12 protein-coding genes are annotated in these 20727 nt (G+C 59.4%); 7 read left to right on the top strand and 5 right to left on the bottom strand.

The window, feature by feature from the left end; all coding sequences use genetic code 11:
• Positions 1-81 precede the first annotated feature (81 nt).
• A complete protein-coding gene (locus tag X743_RS147645; protein ID WP_198028472.1) occupies positions 82-1827 on the top strand; it encodes a type I secretion system permease/ATPase in 1746 nt (581 codons plus the stop codon).
• A 13-nt stretch (positions 1828-1840) separates the two neighbouring features.
• Positions 1841-3160 (top strand): HlyD family type I secretion periplasmic adaptor subunit, encoded by a 1320-nt coding sequence (locus tag X743_RS147650; protein WP_031258042.1) that lies wholly within the window; start codon positions 1841-1843, stop codon positions 3158-3160.
• A 492-nt stretch (positions 3161-3652) separates the two neighbouring features.
• On the opposite strand, the gene X743_RS1000000173985 is transcribed toward X743_RS147650, so the two are convergent.
• From X743_RS1000000173985 to X743_RS147685, 5 genes are all read right to left on the bottom strand, one after another.
• Entirely contained in the window at positions 3653-6142 is a 2490-nt protein-coding gene (locus tag X743_RS1000000173985) for a putative Ig domain-containing protein (protein ID WP_198028471.1), read from the bottom strand.
• A 3524-nt stretch (positions 6143-9666) separates the two neighbouring features.
• Positions 9667-9939, bottom strand: a complete 273-nt coding sequence (locus tag X743_RS1000000172270) for a hypothetical protein (RefSeq protein ID WP_156934476.1) — start codon at positions 9937-9939, stop codon at positions 9667-9669.
• Entirely contained in the window at positions 9936-10631 is a 696-nt protein-coding gene (locus tag X743_RS1000000172265) for a hypothetical protein (protein ID WP_156934475.1), read from the bottom strand. The genes X743_RS1000000172270 and X743_RS1000000172265 overlap by 4 nt, the downstream gene beginning before the upstream one ends.
• Before the next feature lie 286 nt (positions 10632-10917).
• On the bottom strand, positions 10918-12540 hold the full coding sequence (locus X743_RS147680) for an MDR family MFS transporter (protein ID WP_023767345.1): 1623 nt from the start codon (positions 12538-12540) through the stop codon (positions 10918-10920).
• 44 nt (positions 12541-12584) lie between these two features.
• Entirely contained in the window at positions 12585-13823 is a 1239-nt protein-coding gene (locus X743_RS147685; RefSeq protein ID WP_031258040.1) for an HlyD family secretion protein, read from the bottom strand.
• A gap of 715 nt (positions 13824-14538) precedes the next feature.
• Here X743_RS147685 and X743_RS147690 point away from each other — a divergent pair.
• From X743_RS147690 to X743_RS147710, 5 genes are all read left to right on the top strand, one after another.
• The gene (locus X743_RS147690; protein WP_156934474.1) at positions 14539-14796 is read left to right on the top strand and encodes a hypothetical protein; all 258 of its coding nucleotides are present in this window, start codon (positions 14539-14541) and stop codon (positions 14794-14796) included.
• A 282-nt stretch (positions 14797-15078) separates the two neighbouring features.
• Positions 15079-18873: a PAS domain-containing protein gene (locus X743_RS147695; protein ID WP_023767342.1), complete on the top strand. Its 3795-nt coding sequence runs from the start codon at positions 15079-15081 to the stop codon at positions 18871-18873.
• A complete protein-coding gene (locus tag X743_RS147700; protein ID WP_023767341.1) occupies positions 18870-19517 on the top strand; it encodes a response regulator in 648 nt (215 codons plus the stop codon). Before X743_RS147695 ends, X743_RS147700 begins: the two co-directional genes overlap by 4 nt.
• Positions 19514-19903 (top strand): response regulator, encoded by a 390-nt coding sequence (locus tag X743_RS147705; RefSeq protein ID WP_013896619.1) that lies wholly within the window; start codon positions 19514-19516, stop codon positions 19901-19903. Before X743_RS147700 ends, X743_RS147705 begins: the two co-directional genes overlap by 4 nt.
• Positions 19893-20621, top strand: a complete 729-nt coding sequence (locus X743_RS147710) for a response regulator transcription factor (RefSeq protein ID WP_031258038.1) — start codon at positions 19893-19895, stop codon at positions 20619-20621. The genes X743_RS147705 and X743_RS147710 overlap by 11 nt, the downstream gene beginning before the upstream one ends.
• The last annotated feature ends 106 nt before the right edge of the window (positions 20622-20727 follow it).

The following is a 20727-nucleotide window of genomic DNA, read 5'->3' as shown; positions in this document are numbered from 1 at the left end:
TCTCATATGAGGGTTTTCTAATATGGTGTTGGCCGGGGAGGGACCAAATCGCTAATGCCTACAACTAGCGCACGCGGTGTCGTGTCGAAAAGCGTCGTCGAGCTCGGCATCTTTTCGACGTTGATGAATGCGCTCTTGCTAGTTTTGCCGCTGTACATGCTGCAGGTCTATGATCGGGTATTACCTGCCTCTAACTTGGATACGCTGATCTACCTCAGTTTGATTGCGCTATCTTCTCTCTTGCTCTTCGGCGTTCTCGAAGTCGTTCGCGGGATGTACGCGAGCCGCCTTGCGGTCAGACTCGATGCGTCCTTTGGCTCAACGTGTTTTCTTGCTGCGATGAACGGCCCTCGCGCTGGCTTGGGCGACGTACAGGCACTGCGCGATTTAACGCTCCTCCGCAATTTCATAGCATCTCGAACCCTGTTCTTTCTTTTTGACGTTCCGTTTGGGCCTGTCTTTGTGGGCCTTCTCTATTTCATCCACCCTCTGCTGTTCCTCGTAACAGTTGCTGGCGCCGTGCTGATGATTTTCATCGCCTGGCTGAACCAGGCTGCAAGCTCCAGATCAGCAAAGGAGGCGGCTGAGAGCCTCAATGCCTCAATAAATTCTGCTCAGGCCTTCGCCCGCAATTTCGAGACCGTTCGGGCACTCGGCATGATGTCCCATACGGTGGAATTTTGGGGCAGCCGCTTTTCGGGATCGGTGAATGCTTCCGATCGAGTTGCTCGCGTTAACGCGTTGTACGGCGGGGTCTCACGCACTGCGCGGTCGATTCTACAAATTGCGATCTTGGGTGTCGGCGCCGTCCTGGTTCTGCGCAACGAGATGACGGCCGGGATGATATTCGCGTCCTCGATGATCTCAGCCCGGGCGCTACAGCCCCTTGATCAAATCATCGGAAGCTGGCGGCAGATCATTGACGCGAGACTTGCGTGGAAGCGCCTGGGGTCAATCCGTTCGAGCGCAAGGCAAAAGGAAATTGTCGCGTTACCGACGCCGCAAGGGGCCTTGGGTGCTGATCAGGTTATCTATTACCCTCCCGGCTCACCCGACGGGTCGCTGCCTCTGATAAAGCGTTTGAGCTTTCAGGTAGCTGCCGGCGAATCCGTGGCGATAGTCGGCCCGAGCCAGGCGGGGAAATCCACCCTGGCGCGTCTCATCGTTGGCGCTATCGAGCCGCGTTCAGGCGCGATCCGCATCGACGGCGGTGACATCCGAAACTGGGACCCTGAAAAGCTCGGCCGGTACATGGGTTATCTTCCGCAAGACGTAGAGCTTTTTCCAGGGACTATCGGCCAGAATGTTTCGCGGTTTGAACCCGCGGCTTCGGACGAGAAATTGGTTGAGGCGGCACAACTGGCGCAGGTGCATGAACTCATTCTCGCATACCGGGAGGGATACTCGACGGTGATCGGTCCAACCGGCGTCCGGCTTTCGGGCGGTGAGCTTCAGCGGATTGGGCTTGCTCGCGCCTTCTACGGCGACCCCAGGGTTGTCATCCTCGACGAGCCGAATGCCAATCTCGACGCTGACGGCGAAGCCGCACTTGAGCGCGCGATCCTTCAGGCACGTTCCCGCAAGACGACCGTCCTGGTCATAACGCATCGCCCTTCACTGGCATCCAAGTGCGACCGCATGCTCGTGATGCGGAATGGCCAGATAGAGCTTTACGGCTCGACCAAAGACGTGTTGGCTCAGCTGGCCGAGCGAATGAACCAGCAGGCTCAGCCAGCTGCGGCGGCGCAGCCAAGCGCCAACGAAGGCGTGGTTGCCTTCCCGTCACCTTCCCGTACGGAGGCGAAAGCTGCCAATGACGGGTCCTAGTCAAACCCTCCCGGTGGTAGCCAGGACTTATCGCTGGCAGGAGAATGTCGATACCCGCACCGGTCGAGTGTCCCTAGCAGGATTTTTGAGTGTGGCCGTCTTCTTGCTTGGATTCGGGTATTGGGCGGCGACGGCTCCAATAGGTGGAGCGACAATCGCCCCGGGCGTGGTCGCGGCTGCGGGCCAGAACGTCATGATCCAGCACCTTGATGGCGGGATCATCACGAGCATCCGAGTGCGAGAAGGGGATCGGGTCTCAAAGGGCCAGGCGCTGATCACTCTCGACACGGCCCTGGCACGGGCACAGCTCAACCGTGTGCTGAAGCAATGGGTTGCCCAAAAAGCTGAAATTGCCCGCCTGGATGCGGAGCGGGACGGCTTGAAGGTGATCGATCTGCCCGATGAGCTGCGGCCTTATTCAACAGACCCGAGTTACAGCGGATTTATCATCGAGCAAAACAAGGAGTTCCAGGCTCGCTTTGCTCGCCATACCGCGGACCAAGGAATACTGAAACAAAGGGTGGCGGCCCTGCAGGAAGCCATCGTCGGAATGCAGGCTCGGAAGGCAGCCATTGAAAAGCAACTCGCGATCGTCACCGAGGAGACAGACCGAAAAAAAGCACTGCTCGACAAAGGACTGACGAACCGTTCCGAATACACTGACTTGTTGCGTAGCACCGCGGATCTAGTCGGCCAAGCTGCTGCCATGGAAGCGCAAATCGCGAGCTTTTTGAGTCAAATCGAAGAGGATCGTCAGCAGATTGAACGATTGACCACTGCTCGGGTAGAGGATGCCGTCACGGATTTGAACAAGGTCCGCGCGCAGGTGGCTGACCTTGAAGAGCAGATCAACGCCGCGCGATCGGTGCTGGAGCGAACTACCATTCGAACTCCAGTCGACGGCATCGTCGTCCGCTCCGTCTACAATTCGGTGGGCAGTGTTATCCGCGCCGGCGAATCCGCAATGGAACTTCTGCCCACCATGGAGGAGTTCATCGTCGAGGCCAAGGTCAAGCCCGAAGACATAGATTCCATCCGTGTCGGTCAGCCAGCGAGCATGATGTTCACGGCGCTCAATGCCCGAACGACCCCAAAGGTTGCCGGTAAGGTGTTCTACATCTCGGCCGACCGGTTGGTCACGCCGAACACCGGCCAGGCATATTACACGGTAAGGATCAGGCTGTCCGAAACTCTGCCGGCGCAGATCAAACCCGAGCAGATTTATCCAGGCATGCCTGTCGAGACCTTCATCTCGACAGGCGAACGAACCTTCCTGTCGTACCTCACCAAGCCCCTCGTGGATTCATTCCAACGAGCGTTTCGCGAGCGATAGCGCGGCCACAAATCCGCTTATTCGTCCTTGACACAGCTCGGGCCATTTCTGGCTCCGACACAACACTACACGAACGCAAAGTCGCTTGCTTCCAGGTGATTCAGATCGACGTTGGTCAGTATGATCGTGTTGTCTGCGTCATGGGTGATCACAACGTCCGCATTGACCTGCACGGCATGCGGCTGCACCGCGGCAAAATCCGCAAATAGGCTTTGGGCGAACTGGATGACGTCGTGCCCTACGGATGACGCGTTGAAATCTGTTATGACATCGTGGCCGAAACCGCTTCCGAAGACAAAGGTGTCTCGGCCAAATCCTCCTGTTAGACTGTCGTCGCCGCCGCCGCCGGTGATGTGATCGCCGCCGTAGGCGCCATTCAGAACGTCGCTTCCACCAGTGCCCGTAATTGCGTCATCTCCTATTGTGCCGACAACAGAAGAACCGGTAAGAGTTTGTCCGGCAATGCCGCTTCCATCCGTTGGATATGCTGGATTAAAGTTTGCGGCTGTGAAGTCGGCTGCGGTGGTGTTCTGGAAGCGGATTNGTGTCATTGCCATCCCCGCCATCGAGAAGATCGTTACCCGCCGAGCCAGACAACGTGTCATTGCCGGCAAGGCCATTGATAGTGTCGGGACCGACACCGCCAGTCAGGGTGTCGTCACCTGGCGTGCCATCAATCGTCTGGCCCGCTGGAATTGATCCATCCGTTGGATATGCTGGATTAAAGTTTGCGGCTGTGAAGTCGGCTGCGGTGGTGTTCTGGAAGCGGATTAGGGTGGTGTAGGCTTGGTTGGAGCTCGCCCCATCGCGATCGATCTGGAAGAGGGTGTCGGCGCCGTCTTGGACGAGCTGAATGAAGCCTGATCCGAACGGGTTGGAGGAGCCGTCCCATCCGATCAGTTGATTGAGGATGGCACTGTAGTCGAGCTTCTCTCCACTTGGGCCGGCGACGAAGTCGGTGACGGTAGCAGAAGCTGTTCCATTCCAAGAATCGATAACGAGGTTGTCAGTGCCTGTTCCGAGCGTCAAGGTCGGGGTGCCGCCCTGCAGCCCGAGATGCGCCACGTCATTNCCATTCCAAGAATCGATAACGAGGTTGTCAGTGCCTGTTCCGAGCGTCAAGGTCGGGGTGCCGCCCTGCAGCCCGAGATGCGCCACGTCATTGCCTGATCCAAGGTCGGTGATGACGGACCCGGAGATGCTGACGGTGTCGTTCCCATCGCCCGTCGTAAGAGACAGTGTCCCGCCAGCAGATACTGTATCATCGCCCTCGCCGGTTGAAACGGACCCAGCGCCTGACACGTTCACGGCGTCGGCTCCGGCGCCGGTCGAAACCGATATTGTATTCCCGCTCACTGAAATCTGATCTGCGCCCGCTCCGGAAGTAATGTTGACAGTACCAGAGTATGCATAAATGTATGCGGAATTATCTCCATCGCCAAAATCAGCAGAAAAAGATCCGCCGGAGCTAGTAACGGGGTCGTAACGGTCATAGCCGATTGTATCGTTTCCAGATCCAAACAGAAGATGAGTATTAGCATTTAATCCATAGTTGTAGCTATTTAGGAATAGAAATCTATTGTCACCATCTCCAAAATTTATATCAATAGTATTATTCTCAAGGGACTGTCCATTATAAAGGTAAGTTCCCGTATATATAACTGTGTCGCTTCCGGCGCCCAATGCCGCGCTTACAGAAGAGTTTCTTACATTGATGCTGAGTGTGTCGTTCCCGTCATTCCCGTCAACGGTGTACGCGATGGAAGCTGCCGAGTTGTACAAAAAGATGCTGTCATTGCCCAATCCCGCGTCCACGCCCTGCGTCAGCGAAACGCCGGAGGGACCGGAATAGCTCAGGCTGAGAATGTCATCGCCATCCCCGCCATAAAGCGAATCGTTGCCGCTGCCGTCCTGCAGCGTGTCATTGCCCAGCCCGCCAACCAGCACGTCACTCCCAGACCCGCCATTCAACGTGTCATTGCCATCCCCGCCATCGAGAAGATCGTTACCCGCCGAGCCAGACAACGTGTCATTGCCGGCAAGGCCGAATATGGCGTCAACGTCAATCGTTCCGTTCAATGTGTCGTTGTCGGGGGTGCCGTTGATGATCACGCCGTTCACTATGCTGAGGGCAAAATCCACATGGGCTTCCGCGAAGGACGTATCTGTGGCTGTTACGCGGAGCTCAAGAGTGCCAACGTCGGCGTTTGACGGGGTACCGGTAAATACACCTGTGTTCGGATTAAAATTTAACCAGGATGGTAAAGGATCGCCGTTAGCCTGACTTGAAGTCAGCGTAAGATGGTCGCCTGGATCTGGATCGAAAAAGAGATCTGACGGGAGTGTGAAGCTCAAGGGACTCGCCACTGCTAGCGCCAGCGGCGAAAGAGATCCCGCTGTCGGTGCGTCATTGACGTTGGCAATCGCCGCGGTCGCGGCACTGGCCACCGATTCCGCCGTGCCGTGCCCGTCGGTGAAGCTCGCCAGCACGCGCACAGCCGCGCCGACATCGGCGTCGCCCAGCGTGTAGGTGGTGTTCGTCGCGCCGCCGATGTTGGCGAAGCCGGAGCCGGTGTCGCGCTGCCACTGGTAGCTGATCGTGCCCAGCCCATCGGCGTCGGCCAAGGTATTCGAGGCCGTCAGCACCTGGTCNAGCCCATCGGCGTCGGCCAAGGTGTTCGAGGCGCTCAGCACCTGATCCTCGGTGGCTGTCCCGGCAACCGTCACCGACCCGGTCGGCGCGTCATTGACGTTGGCAATCGCCGCGGTCGCGGCGCTGGCCACGGATTCGGCCGTGCCGTGCCCGTCGGTATAGCTCGCCACCACGCGCACCGTTGCGCCGACATCGGCTTCACTCAACGTGTAGGTGGTACTGGTGGCGCCGCCGATGTTGGCGAAGCCGGAGCCGGTGTCGCGCTGCCACTGGTAGCTGATCGTGCCCAGCCCATCGGCGTCGGCCAAGGTGTTCGAGGCGCTCAGCACCTGATCCTCGGTGGCTGTCCCGGCAACCGTCACNCGATGTTGGAGAAGCCGGAGCCGGTGTTTCGCTGCCACTGGTAGCTGATGGTGCCGAGCCCATCGGCGTCGGCCAAGGTGTTCGAGGCGCTCAGCACCTGATCCTCGGTGGCTGTCCCGGCAACCGTCACAGATCCCGTCGGGGCGTCGTTGACGTTGGCAATCGCCGCGGTCGGTGCACTGGCCTTCGACTCCGCAGTGCCGTGGCCATCGGTGTAGCTCGCCACCACCTGGACGGTAGCGCCGACGTCGGCGTCGCCCAGCGAGTAGGTCGCGTTCGTCGCGCCGCCGATGTTGGCGAAGCCGGAACCGGTGTTTCGCTGCCATTGATAGCTGATGGTGCCCAGCCCGTCGGCGTCGGCCAAGGTATTCGAGGCCGTCAGCACCTGGTCCTCGGTGGCTGTCCCGGCAACCGTCACAGATCCCGTCGGGTTATCGTTGACGTTGGCGATGGAAGCGGTCGCGGCACTGGCCACGGATTCCGNGCCCGTCGGCGTCGGCCAGCGTGTTCGAGGCCGTCAGCACCTGGTCCTCGGTCGCCGTGCCGGCAACCGTCACAGATCCCGTCGGGTTATCGTTGACGTTGGCGATCGCCGCAGTCGCCGCACTGGCCACGGATTCTGCCGTGCCGTGCCCGTCGGTATAGTTCGCCACCACGCGTACGGTGGCGCCTACATCGCCGTCGCCGAGCGTGAAGGTCGAGGCAGTTGCCCCGCCGATGTTGACGAAGCCGGAGCCGGTGTTGCGCTGCCACTGGTAGCTGATCGCGCCCAGCCCGTCGGCGTCGGCCAGCGTGTTCGAGGCCGTCAGCACCTGGTCCTCGGTCGCCGTGCCGGCAACCGTCACAGATCCCGTCGGGGTATCGTTGACGTTGGCGATCNACATCGGCGTCGCCAAGCGTGAAGGTCGATGCCGTCGCGCCGGCGATGTTGGAGAAGCCGGAGCCGGTGTTTCGCTGCCACTGGTAGCTGATCGCGCCCAGCCCGTCGGCGTCGGCCAGCGTGTTCGAGGCCGTCAGCACCTGGTCCTCGGTCGCCGTGCCGGCAACCGTCACCGAACCGGTCGGGGAATGATTGATTATGTTGATCGTGGCTGTTGCCAAGCCTGTATCGGTGCCACCATTGGCCGTTCCGCCGCCGTCCACCACAGTGAACGTGACCGTGCGTGGTGACGAAGGCGGAGCGCCTGACGAATTCGAATAGGAAATATGCTCGAGAAGTGTCGACACCAAACTCGGCGTTGCACCATTGGCCAAGCTTATAATGAGATCCGAGCCATTGCTGCCGCCTGAAACCGCTCCAACCTTGGTGCCACCTACAAACACAGAGCCGCTCGAAACCGTGACGGTCGCGTCGGTGGCAATGGTGAGTTGGTCCGATATTGCCTTGTTTTGAGTAATCGAAACACGCAGCGATCCGCCGGCGAATTTCGAGGAGTCGATGTCTGTAACGATTGCAGAGGGGGCAATTTTTGCTGCCGAGCCGCCCGGGGAATAGTTCAGCGTGGCGGACGTGCCATTGGCCGCGCCGTTCAGATCGACTACAGGCGCATCATTGACCGCCGCGACGCTGATAGTGATGGCTCCGGCACTTGGCGAAACGCCGCCTTGGTTGTCCCGGACATTGAAATTGAAGGAGATACTGCCGTTAAAATTGGCGGCAGGAAGGAAGTAAAACGTATTGGTTGAGTAGACAGTGTTTAGGAGGGCAGGTTGCGTATGAGCAATATCCAGGTAGAGAGTGCCACTCGAGGGCAGCGAGGCCAGGATATATCCCGTAACCGTCCCGTCCTGGTCCGTTCCGCTTAAGGTAACCGTTATGAGATGATCTTCAGAGCCATTGAAGGTGATCTGCGACGTGGCTTTGGGCAACTTGTTGGCCATAGGATTATACCCCTGATGTTACATGGAGTTACCCGGCGATTGGGGGTAGCTCGGGATTCTTACGCGCGGGGCTCACTCGCCTCGGTGCAACAAGAATCCGGTCCAGGCGGAATAATACCGCCCAAACTTGATCTCTCCGGAGCTGCCCCTACTTGGGTAGCGTCCCCAATCTCTTCCATGATATTAGCAATATCTTAATTACATGCAGAATCCAATGCTCCACCGGCAAATTTTAGCAATGAATAAAGCTCACAGACAGAGTCGATCATGAGCTCTGTCAGTGCTCGTCTCTCGGGTGTTCCTTACCTTTGTGACAAGCGGGTGAGCCGAGGCGACACGCGGTAAGAGCGCTGGTTCGTCACCATTTCGTTTGAAAGTTGGTGACGGTGCTGAGTCGAAAACTGGAGGCTTCCTTTGCCTCCTCTGAATTGCCAAAGCGACGCTCGCTACTCGTGCAGCGTCTCTGGACGCGTGGCCCTCACCATTCGATTGTAGATACCTGAGCGCCGCTTCCACAATCGAGGCGCCGGAAGGTGCCTGACCGCTCTCGGCCCCATTTCAGACTACTAGTCTGATCAAGGTTCAGCGAATGGCTGCTTTGCGCCTCATGCACGAACCCGCTTCGCGGGAGGGGCGCCTCATTCTGAAATGGTACGACAGGCATTGGTCTTGAGCTGGTAGAAGCTGCGATCCGACCATGGAGTTCCTTCAACGAGAGGAACTTGCCATGGAAACTCTGTCGACCGATGCACCGATCACGCCGCTTCGCCAGCGCATGCAGCAAGGTATGCTCATGCGGGGCCTAGGGCTCCAAACCCAGCAGGACTACGTTCGTCACGTCCGGCGCTTTGCAGCCTTCCTCCGACGCTTTCTCATCCGTCGCCCCTTGCTAACGCAGCGCTTCAAACCACCGAATTCGTGCCTTTCCGCTATGACTTTGAACGTGATCTTACGCGGGGTCTTGTTCTGCTCCTAAGGGGATTCTCAGATGAAACGGCACGTCCCCGGCATCTCGGGTTCGACCCATGACGAGAAATGTCGCCGCTTTTCCTGCGGCCTTGTCCGACAAGTTTCGAGACACGATATCCGCCGGGCGCTCGAAGGAGACATTGAATTGTCAGTGTCGGCAAGCAACGCGATGCCCCACTGCCAGGCTTTGAGCCGAGATCTCCAGCGGAACGTCCGCTTGCTGACGCTTCAGCCATGAAGCTGACCGTCAGCTCGCGGCCCAGTTGCGGCCATTTCTGAACTCCCGCACCAGCGCTAAACTGGCCTTGGGCGATAAATGGAACCGGTCAGATGTTCCCGGTCTGTGCTCGAAAAGTCGCATAAATGGCAGTCTGGTGCGACGTCCGGAATTATTGAGCATTTCACGGGGTAACCAGTCCGGAATTATGGGTTGCTGGCGGGCGGGCTATGCGATTGAAAACAGGAGAGTTTTCTGGCTGAGGGTAGGGGTTTCCGATCAAAGATCGAGTTTACCAATGGCCTCAATGACAGTTAATTCTGAATTGGCATTAAGTGATTGGATTTGCGTAACCGTAGTCCCTTCACTCCGGCCGCCTTGACCAGGCCGAGAGTGCTTCTAAGCGCGTCATGCGCTTGCGATCTACATCGCTTTGGGGTCATGTCCTTCGACCCGAATGCAAAGCTTGCCGCGCCATATTCGTCCTTGACGCCCCAGCTCATGAACGAGCGACGCCAAATGCAGGAGCAGACGCCTCAGAGTTTGGCCAGCGTAGCCAGCATCGCGATAGTCCGCAATGTAGTTGTCGACGCGAGGGAGTGAGGCCGCAGCCTCCACCTCGTGGCCCTTACGCTGCAGTTTCTTGACGGTGCGCGCTCTTATGTAACGTGAGCCGCCAATGACCACAATTTTCATGTTGCTTCTCCTTGCCAGCATTGAAACCAAACATGCTCGCCGTCGTGCGTGCCGTTCCCGGTCAGCGTTTCGCCACTATCCTTTGCCGAGATCGTGAGGAAGTCGTGCCCGGAAGCCATTCGTTTCGTCTGGAGGTCTATCGCCTCGCGCTGGAAGGAAGCGCCGGCCTCCTCAAGCGCGATGTGGTCAGCCAAACTGCAGGCGAAGGAACTGTAGTAGAGTTTCACGATCTTTCTCTCGTCTGAATGCAGATGACGTTCCGCAAATGGAGGGGCAGGATCCCGTTCGGCCACTTGGCGCCGGTCGTTCCGGATAGCGCGTTGGAAGGCTCGCACTTGGCAGGAAAGACGGCTACGATGCAGACAGGTAGGTATGCCTATGCCGAGGTGTGAGCGCGCCGAAACAATTGTTCTTTGATTGCCGCGCGCGCGCCAAGCCTGGCGTGAGAAATGGTCGCCGGAAGAGCCAAGACCTCCTGTCGCCGCATGGCGTTCTCGGTTATCAGGCCAATCCTTCGCTGAGGAAATAATAAGCGAAAGTATCGGGCGCACACACTGCTGGCACAATGACTGATATCCCGCCTCGGCCCCCATGGTGCCACTTGAGCAAAGAGATGACCACGGCCGCAGACATGCCTGCTCGATTGCCGCCGGCGCGATGAAGCACTTTCCAGCAACAGAGACCTTCATCATGAGCAATCCTGGCGAACCCGAAAGACGGCCCGCCGAGCTGGTGTTACACCTTGCTACGGTCGAGGTCGATTTCTCTTCGCTGGTGCCCGGCACATCTGTGGTCGCGCAATGGCGCGGCAACCGGCGTGAGCATTGTCAGCGCTTGGCGCAGCACCTATCACGGCTCGCGAATTCACACTGCATCCTAGTGCGGCCATGCCAAAGCCGCGTCCTATGAAGCCTACTGGCCCTGGAGCTCGAACCGGCGAATTGATGTCCGGTGGCGTTCCCGGCTTCCCCCAGTAGGTTAGTGGGCGCCGCCGGCTGCTATATGACCCGGCTTCTTCAGCAACAGGACAGCCGCCAACGCGATCGTCAGACTGACGCCAAGCAGGAAGAAAGTGTCGTTGAAGGCCATTACATAGGCCTGCTGGCGGGCTCTCAGCGCGATCGCAACGATCGCCTTTTGTGCGGCGAGCGCCTGGTCGTTGATGCCATGCGAGTGGAAGTAGGCGGTCAGCCGCGCGATGCGGACGCGGGTTGCCTCCTCAAACACCGATACCGACTGAACCAGCACGTTCGAATGGTACTGCTCGCGCTTGGTGAGGAAGGTCTGCAGCAGCGCGATGCCGACGGCGCCGCCGAGGTTGCGGGTCATGTTGAATAGCGCCGATGCCGAGCCGGCATTCTCATTCTCGATGCCTGATGTGGCNGATGTGGCGATCGCGGATAGCGGCGCCAATATAAGAGCCTGGCCGATGGCGCGCACGATGTTCGGCAAGAACAGCTGGTCGCTGGCATATGCTGCGCTCATATGGATGTTCATGAAGTTCGAGGCGGCAAACAGGGCAAAGCCGATCGCGATGACGAGACGGATGTCGAAGCGCTGCATGAGGCCAGGCACCAGTGGGATCAGAAGGAGTTGCGGTAGGCCACTCCAGGCAAGCACCCTGCCGATCTGTTCGGCATTGTAGCCCTGAATACGGGCGAGATAGACGGGCACGATGAAGACCGAGCCGTAAAGCGCGATGCCAAGCAGGAAGTTAGCGAGGGTGCCGAAGCCGAAGTTGCGGCGTACCAGCAGTCTGAGGTTCAGCAGCGGATGGCTCGAAGTCAGCTCGATCCAGACGAACAGGGTCAGCGACACCGCGGCGACGATTGCCAGCCGCGCGATAAAGGGCGAGCCGAACCAGTCGTCTTTGTTGCCTTCCTCAAGTACGGTCTGCAGGGCCGCCAGTCCGATGGCCATGGTGACAATGCCCGGCCAGTCGCCTTTGGCGAGCAGGCCAAGCCGCATCGGTTGGCCGTCGAGCGAAAACCACAGCATGCCGACCATCAGCGCGCCCGGCACCAGGTTGACGTAGAAGATGTATTGCCAGCCCCAGTTCTCGGTGAGATAGCCGCCGATGGTCGGGCCTATCGCTGGCGCGAAGGTGGCCGACAGTGCGAACAGGGCCAGGCCGATCGGCTGCTTGGCTTTCGGCAGCAGCGTGATGACAATGGTGAAGGCGAGCGGGATGAGCACGCCGCCGGTAAAACCCTGGATCGCTCGTAGGACAATCATCTGACCTAGATTGGCGGCGAAGGCGCAGACGACCGAAAAGACGAGGAACAGCACCGCGTTGGTGATCAGATAGATGCGCAGCGAGAAGACCTGAGACAGCCAGCCGGTCAGCGGGATCACCACAATCTCCGCTATGAGGTAGGACGTCGAGATCCAGCCACCGTCATCGATGCCAGCCCCAATCGCCCCCTGGATGTCAGCAAGCGAGGCATTGACGATCTGAATATTGAGTACGGCCATGAATGCTCCGAGAGCAGAGCCTATCACCGCCACCCAGACCCGCAGCGAATTGCGGGCACCAGCAGATCCGGCCGCGTTCTGGACGTCGCCGGCCGACGTCGGAAGCGAGGAGACGGCGGTTTTCATTGCTGCAACTCCTCAAGCGCCAGTAAGAACGGCGCCAGTGTCAATCATCGCGAAACTGAGGAACGACCGTCGGCCAGCACGGCCGCTTTGGTGTTAATGGTCGGCTCGACGGACATGCCGGACCTGAGCAGCCCGTCGAGCTTGTGATTGTCGATGGAGATCCTCACCGGGATACGCTGCACGATCTTGGTGAAGTTGCCGGTCGCGTTGTCGGGCGGCAGCAATGCGAATTCCAGGCCGCTCGCCGGCGACAGGCTGTCGACGTGACCAGTCAATTCGACGCCAGGGAAGCCGTCGACGGCGACGCGCACCGGCTGCCCGGGACGCACATGAGCGAGCTGCGTCTCCTTGAAGTTGGCGACGACATAGACGGCATCCAGCGGCACCACAGCCATCAACTGCGTGCCTGATGCCACATACTGTCCAACCCTGAGCGTGCGCGCGCCGACCGTGCCGTCGACCGGTGCCGTGATTGTGGCATAGGAAAGGGTCAGTCGGGCCTGATCGGAAGCCGCCTCGGCGCGATCCGTTTGGGCAACGGCACTGTCGCGCTCGGTGGCGAGTACGTCGATCTTAGCCTTTGCGGCGGCTAGGGAAGCCTGGTCGCGCTGCAACCCGGCGATGAGTTGATCGGCCTGGGCGCGGCTTGCTTCGGCTTTCTGCGCGGTACCGGTGCCGCTCCTTGCCAACGTCGCATAGCGGTCGGCGTCGGTGCTGGCGAACGCCAGCGAAGCTTGCGTTGCGGCGACTGTCGCCTTTGCCTGCAGGATCAGCGACTGCTGGAGCGCGATCTGTGCGTCGAGATTACGGACGGCCGCCTCGGCGGCCTCGACCTCGGCATCAGCCTGGGCGAGCGCGGCACGGAAGTCGCGGTCATCGATGCGGGCGAGAACCTGCCCGGTCTCGACAGTCTGGTTGTCATGCACCGGCACATCGGCAATGTAGCCCGATATCTTCGGCGCCACCGTCGTGTAATCGGCTTTCAAATAGGCGTCGTCGGTAGACTCCAGATACCGGCCTGCGGTCCAGTAGCCATAGCCCCAATCACCTCCCGCGGTTGCGCAAATCAGAAACGTCGCCGCAAATGCGATCCGCTTGAGGCGGCGGCTCCTAGATACCGCCGCAGTGACGTCGCCGGGAGTAGCTTCCGTACCAACCGGCAAGGCACTCGGCTCTTCCGCCGAGGGCCGAGCTGGCTGCTCGACGAAGGCAGCCGGCCGCGGCTGAGGCACGGCCGCGCCGGGTGCGTTGGAGAAGTTGGTGGTCGCGGGCATCTCGGACATCTCATTCGTCCTGACGTTCATCGTGCTTTGCGCAAGAGCGGAATGCCCCTGTGCTCAAAAATCGGAAGCCGGACAGGTAAGAAGCTCGCCTGCCTCTTCGTTGGCTGCAGAGAGAAACCGGAAAAACCCCTGCATTCGTCGTCCGTATCTCGTCCGGTTGACACGGGTCGAAGTACATATTGAGATATCCGAGCCGAAAATCATCTGCACCAGCGTATAGGGAGATGGCTGCGATAGCAGCGATGAAGATGGTCGTTCTGATCGTTGTCTTGCCCCTGTTTGTGAAGGGGGATACCTGCCGATGAGAGCGGCAGCCAGACTGGGCTCTTGTCGGGGGAGGCGGCGCGAGCCTACGACCTGACTAGGGTGAGCAGGTCAGGATTTGATAGTGTCGGCCTGCGTCGTGCACATGCCGTGCGGAAATTCCTCATAGACCTCAAGTGTTGCTCGCTTCAGTGTTCGCGAGAGTAGCGCCGAGTCATGGATCGGAACGATCTAGTCGTCGTCGCCATGCATCACGAACGGAGACAAGTCGATTGACTTGGAGGTGTACGGTGAAGTGGGTCTCCGAAAAGGCCTTGATGAATTGAATCTGGGCATTGGCGGCGCCCATCCTGTGTGAACGACGCTCGCAATGGCTTCGCGTCCGATCGGTTGAACACTTAGAACGGGCCGCTCGCAAAATCGAGATAGAACTGCGCCCGACTTGCAGCGCTTGGCTCAGCCCGTCAAAAACTTCGATAGGCAAACCACTTGGATTGGCAGGCGTCTCAAGATCGGTCCGCCGGAGGCCGGCATCGCGATCACCGTGAACCCGGCATTGCGATACACGCTGTGGATCGCCGATCTTGGCAGCTTGGAGGCGAGCGGGCATTTGGCCTTTGCCCCGAGCGAGTGTTGCGGCAAACATTACGAAAATACCGGCATGGCGAAGATGAATTTCACGGGGAGTTCCGGGGACTGCTCAGCGTAGTTGAGGCGAGGCCCGAGGCTTTCTGTATGTCGGTGAAGGCATGCGTTTTTAACGGCTAGGTTTTCGATTTCTCCGCGTGAGAGGCTATAGCTTCAATCGGGACGTGTAGGTGCCTCACCCCGGAGGTTTGGTCACTCACATCTCATGGATTTCCATGAGGTGCGGCTGCGGCGTGGTCCGGTTAAGATCGGAAAAACGAATTCACGAGCCCAGATGGTCAATGATGAGAGTTAGAGAAGGCGCTGACAGTCTCCGCCTTTCATTGTCCGGCAGGAGAAGACAATGACGACAGCGTTCAACTCGCTTGGCGAACCCGACGCGGAAGCGTTGCGGGCGGCTCGGATCATTGAAAGCGTGGTCGGCAATGGGTGGGCGACAGACGCGGCCGGCAGATTCAGCTATGTTACTCCCAGCACGCTATCGCTTCTCGGCACGACGCTGGAGGAGTTCAACACTTCGTCAGAAGGTGGCCCCGCGGGTTGGAAGCGGCTAATCCATCCAGACGACTATGACCGAGCCGTGGCCGAGTGGCGTCGCTGCCTGCAGACAGGTGAGCACTACAATGTGGAGCACCGCATTTTGCGCGCGAGCGGTGCTTACGGTTGGAGCCGAATCTCCGGACAGCCGCTGTGCGATAGCGAAGGTAACCCCGTTGCATGGTATGGCACATTGATTGAAGGCGATTCGCCGTCCGCAGCCACAGAGCGCTCCGCTGACGTGATCATTGCGGCCGAGAAGGAAGCAGCCTCCGACGCTCACCATTCCCTGAGACTGGTCCATCCGGACGACCGGACAGCGGCGGCGCACGCAGTCGCCCGCGCGTTCTGGACAGGTGTCCCCCAGGTAACGAGGCACAGGCAACTGCAGGCCGACGGAAGTTATCGCTGGAACGAGACCCGATCGGAGCCCGGCTACAGTGTCAGTGTGGACATTGATGATCTGGTGACAGATGGGGAACCGCTTTCCGGGGCGAACCTGGATCACTTGGTTGAGAACAATGCCGGGCCAATTCAATCGGCGAAAATCGTTGAAAGCATATTCGGGAACGGATGGGCGTTCGATGCGGCGGGTAGATGGATCTACCTGCATCCGTTCGCGCTGAGCTCCCTCGGGGTGACGCTGGAGGATCTGAACGCTCCATTGAACGAGGGGTACACCGCCTGGAAGCGTTTGCTTCATCCAGACGACTATGAGCAGATCGCGGTTACCTGGCGCCATTGTCTGAGGACCGGCGATCATTTCAATGTCGAGTTTCGCTTTCGGCGCGCAAACGGCACCTATGTATGGGCCCGAACCGCCGCGCGGCCCGCGCGCGACAGCCAGGGTCGTATCACGGGATGGTACGGAATCGCGCTCGACAACGATGTCTACAAGAAAACCGTGGCGGAGCTGCGCGGTCGGGAGCGGGAACTTTCTCAGCTCGTCGACATGGTCCCAGTCCAGATCAGACGGCTGACGCCTGAAGGCGAGCCGACCTTCTTCAACAGACGTTTGCTTGACTTCTTCGGTCTCGACGGTGTGGCGGATCTGGACAAGCCGGGGATGAGCCGGCAGGCGGCGGCCATACAGTCCCTCGTCTATCCCGAAGATGCGGCACGCCTCCTGGAGACCGTCCGCCACTCTCTGGCTACCGGCGAACCATACTCCATGAAGTATCGAATGCGCCGTGCGGACGGAGCGTACCGCTGGGTGGATGGACGCGGCGAGCCGCTGCGTGATCACAGCGGCGCGATTGTTCAGTGGTATGTGATCTCTATCGACGTCGACGACGAGATGCGCGCACAGGAAGCGTTGCGCGAGCGGGAGCGGGAACTCTCGCAACTGGTCGACATGGTGCCGAGCTTCCTCTGGCGCCTGTCTGCGTCGGGCGAGCCGGTCTTCTTCAGCAAGCGAATGGTTGAGTATCTCGGCCTTGACGTAGGAGGATACGAGAATGTCGGAGGAAATGGCCTGAAGGCGGCCATTGCGGCTGTCGTACATCCCGATGACTCCGCCACGCTGGAAGCAGCGATCAACCACTCGGTCACCACCGGGGAAAGCTTCTCCCTGAACTATCGCCTGCGTCGCGCTGACGGCGTCTTCCGATGGATGTCGGGCCGAGCGGAACCGATGCGAGACGAGTGTGGGACTGTCGTCCAATGGTACGGTCTTTCGCACGACATCGACGACCAGGTGAGGGCAGAAGAAGCGCTGCGGAAAGCCAACCGGCAACTGGAGCAAATGATTGACGCTGTGCCCGTGAATCTCCTGAGCTTTGCCCCTTCAGGCAGGATCACCTACACCAGCAAGCGATACCTGGAGAAGGTCGGTTCGCCACCGACGCACATCAATGATTTCGATGCCCTGGCCCGGGACCTGGCCCATCCTGAAGACTTTCCGACAATGTTTCGGAGGGCTTCGAATGGCTTTGCGTCCGGCCAGCCTTTCGTGAACCGCTTTCGTCGACGCGAGAAGGATGGCGTCTACCGCTGGATAGAAGCACGAGCGCAACCGTTAAGGGATACCGATGGCGCGATCGTTCAATGGTATATGGCTTCAATCGACATTGAAGATGAGATGCGGGCGCAGGAGGCATTGCGCGAAAGAGAGCGCGAGCTTCAGCAGCTTGTCGATGCCTTGCCGGTCCACATCTGGAGCTGGACGCCAGATGGCAAGCTTGCGTACGTCAATAGGCGGTCTTTGGAGGAACTCGGCATCTCCGGGGCAAACTTCGAAGACTTCACGAGGGTGGCTCGAGATCTGATTCATCCCGAAGACGCTCTCGAGGTGCTCAATAGGTCAGCCAGCTGCCTCAAAACTGGCGACTCCTTCATCATGCGGTATCGCCGGCGTTGGAAAGACGGCAGCTATCGCTGGATAGAAGGGCGTTGCGAGCCTCTGCGCGATCGGGACGGAGCCATCGTTCACTGGTACCAGGTCTCCATCGACATCGACGAGGAGATGCGCGCACAGGTGGCGCTGCGCGAGAGAGAACGTTCGCTGTGGCAGCTGGTTGAAACGCTGCCGGTGATGATCGATTGCGCCGCACCGAATGGTGAGCCGATATATCGAAGCCGTCAGCTCCGCGAGTTCCTCGGATATGAGTTGGAGGTATTGGACGGTAAGGGAAAATCCCGCCTATCCGGGACACTCGACGAAGGCGTTCATCCTGACGACCTGGCGGGCGTCAAAGCGAACTATGCTCATTCGTTGGCCACTGGCGAACCGTATGCGCGGAGGCACCGTCTGCGTCGCTTCGATGGCGAATATTGCTGGGTCGATACGCGCGCGGCACCGATGCGCAATGCAGAAGGGGCGATTGTTCAGTGGAACGTCGTCTGTCTGGACATCGACGGTGAAGTTCGCACGCAAGAAGAGCTGCGCCTGGCGCAAGAGAGACTTGCACGCGCGAGCCAGGCGGCGAGTCTCGCCGAGCTTTCAGCCTCTATAGCGCATGAGGTGAACCAGCCTCTGGCGGCTGTTGTCGCCAATTCATATGCCTGCCAGCGTTGGCTCACGGCCGATCCGCCAAATATCGAGCGGGCGCAGAAGACTGTGGAGCGTATTATCCGTGATGCCAACTCAGCTGCGGATGTCGTCAGCCGTATCCGCGCCTTATTCAAGCAATCGGCAGACGCGATGGCTTACACAGCACTCGACAGCGTCATCGCGGAGGCGCGCGACCTCATCGCCGAGGAGGCGGTGCGGCGCCGTGTTCGTCTGGATATCGATGTCGAAAGCGACCTTCCTATTGTCGCGCTCGATCGGGTGCAGATCCAGCAGGTTCTGGTGAACCTCATCCGCAATGGGATCGAGGCGATGGACTCTGTTACCGGTGACAAGGTTCTTGGACTTCGCGTGGGCCGTATAGGGGACGCGATCCAGATCGAGATCAGCGATTGTGGCCCGGGCATTGAGTTTCCTGACCGAATATTCGAGCCGTTCTTTACGACGAAAGAGCATGGCATGGGCATGGGACTCGCGATCTGCCGTTCGATCGTCGAGTCCCATGGCGGACGGTTGTGGGTGGAGAAGAACGATCCGCACGGAACGGCGTTCGTCTTCACGATGCCAGTTGAAATGAAAGCGGCAGCATGACGCCCCACGATCAAATGGTCTTCATCGTCGATGACGACGTGCGTATTCGGGAAGCGCTTGGTGAGCTTCTGGAGTCCCATGGCATGCGCGCCGTAGCGTTCGGATCGGCCGGCGACTATGTCCTTGCCGACAAGCCGGACGTCCCCGCCTGCCTGATCCTCGATGTGGAATTGCCTGACATCAACGGTCTAGATCTGCAGAAGCAGATCGCCGAGGGCGATCATCCGCCGATCGTCTTCATAACGGGGCATGGCGACATCCCGTCCTCTGTGCGTGCGATCAAGCACGGCGCTGTGGACTTCCTGACAAAGCCTTTCAGCGATACGGACCTCATGGTCGCGATCCGGGCAGCGATCGCCCAGGACCGGGAAAGGCGATCAGAGCGCGCCGAACTCACCGTGTTGAGGCAACGCTATCAAGAGCTCACGCAGCGAGAACGCGAGGTGCTGCCGCTCGTTGTGAGTGGCCTGCTCAACAAACAGGCCGCGGCTGAGTTGGGGATCAGCGAGGTCACGCTGCAAATCCATAGACGGAACGTGATGCAGAAAATGGTTGCGGCATCACTCGCTGATCTCGTGCGCATGGCGGAGCGGTTGGAGATACCGATCAGCCACTCTCGACGAACGGGAGGGAACGGAGTGTGAGCAAGGTGCGACCTGTCGTGGCGATTGTCGATGACGACCCAAGATTGCTCGAGTCGCTCGAGAACCTTTTGGAGTCTGCGGGCTATGCTGCCCGCATCTTCTCGTCGGCGGGATCACTGCTCGTCAGCGGGCTGTCTGACGTGGACTTGCTCATTACCGATATCGGGATGCCTGGTACGGACGGCTTTGAACTTCGTGACTTGGTCAAGAAGACGCGTGCGGACCTGCCGGTGTTCCTGATCACCGGTCGTCACGAGATAGCCGATCAGCACCGCGCCAAAGGCATCAGCGGGTTTTTCCGAAAGCCCTTCGATGGCCAAGCCCTGCTTGCGGCTGTGAGCGACGCTTTACGCAACCAAGAACCGAGGGATGAACATGAGAGTTGACCAACCGCTCTTGCAGAGATCGACGCCGGTGTCACGGCAGCGGAACGCCGAGCCGCAGCAGCCGCTCGTCATCATTGTCGATGACGATGCGTCTGTTCGGGAGGCACTGTCGGAGTTGATACTGTCGATGGGCTTTGAACCGGTCTGCTTCGCTTCGACCCGAGAATTGCTCGACGCTGACGTCTTGGACAGCCCCGGTTGCTTGATCCTCGACGTCCGCATGCCAGGGGCAAGCGGCCTGGATCTACAGCACCATCTTGCGTCAAACGGCAATCCCAAGCCCATCATCTTCCTGACTGGGCATGGCGACATACCGATGACTGTCCAGGCGATGAAGGCGGGCGCGGTGGATTTTCTCACCAAACCGGTGCGCGACCAAACACTCCTTGACGCCGTGATCGCGGGCATTGCGGTGGATGCCAAGCGGCGGGCGGATGCGGTGGTCGTCAAGCGCAACATCGAGCGTGTCGAGACGCTGACCCCGCGCGAGCGCGAGGTGCTGCATGAAGTGGCTCGTGGGCGCCTCAACAAACAGATCGCTTTCGACCTCGGCATCAGTGAAGTGACCGTCAAGCTTCACCGCGGCAATGTCATGCGCAAGATGGAAGCAGCTTCCATCGGAGAGCTGATCCGGGCCTGGGAAACGCTGCCCCCGGCGATGCGCGAGGCCGGCGCGGCCAGGACTTTCGAAAGGGTGAACCTCGCCTCCGTCCGATAGGATCGCCCAGCGGCTGGCGCTTCTCCGTTAAGAGTAGCCTGCCCAGGACGATCCGGACTCAGACAAATTTTTATGAAGTTTAGAGCGATGATCGCCGCGTGTAACC

The sequence above is a fragment of the Mesorhizobium sp. LNHC232B00 genome, assembly GCF_000502435.1.
GTDB classification, from domain to species: Bacteria; Pseudomonadota; Alphaproteobacteria; order Rhizobiales; family Rhizobiaceae; genus Mesorhizobium; species Mesorhizobium opportunistum.
This window is presented reverse-complemented; position numbering and strand designations above follow the sequence as displayed.

What these genes read in the sequence shown, in the direction of transcription:
- X743_RS147700 (WP_023767341.1), top strand. Translation starts at nt 18,870, where the DNA reads ATGACGCCCCACGATCAAATGGTCTTCATCGTCGATGACGACGTGCGT.
- X743_RS147685 (WP_031258040.1), bottom strand. Translation starts at nt 13,823, where the DNA reads ATGTCCGAGATGCCCGCGACCACCAACTTCTCCAACGCACCCGGCGCG.
- X743_RS1000000172270 (WP_156934476.1), bottom strand. Translation starts at nt 9,939, where the DNA reads ATGAAAATTGTGGTCATTGGCGGCTCACGTTACATAAGAGCGCGCACC.
- X743_RS147710 (WP_031258038.1), top strand. Translation starts at nt 19,893, where the DNA reads ATGAGAGTTGACCAACCGCTCTTGCAGAGATCGACGCCGGTGTCACGG.
- X743_RS1000000172265 (WP_156934475.1), bottom strand. Translation starts at nt 10,631, where the DNA reads ATGATGAAGGTCTCTGTTGCTGGAAAGTGCTTCATCGCGCCGGCGGCA.
- X743_RS147695 (WP_023767342.1), top strand. Translation starts at nt 15,079, where the DNA reads ATGACGACAGCGTTCAACTCGCTTGGCGAACCCGACGCGGAAGCGTTG.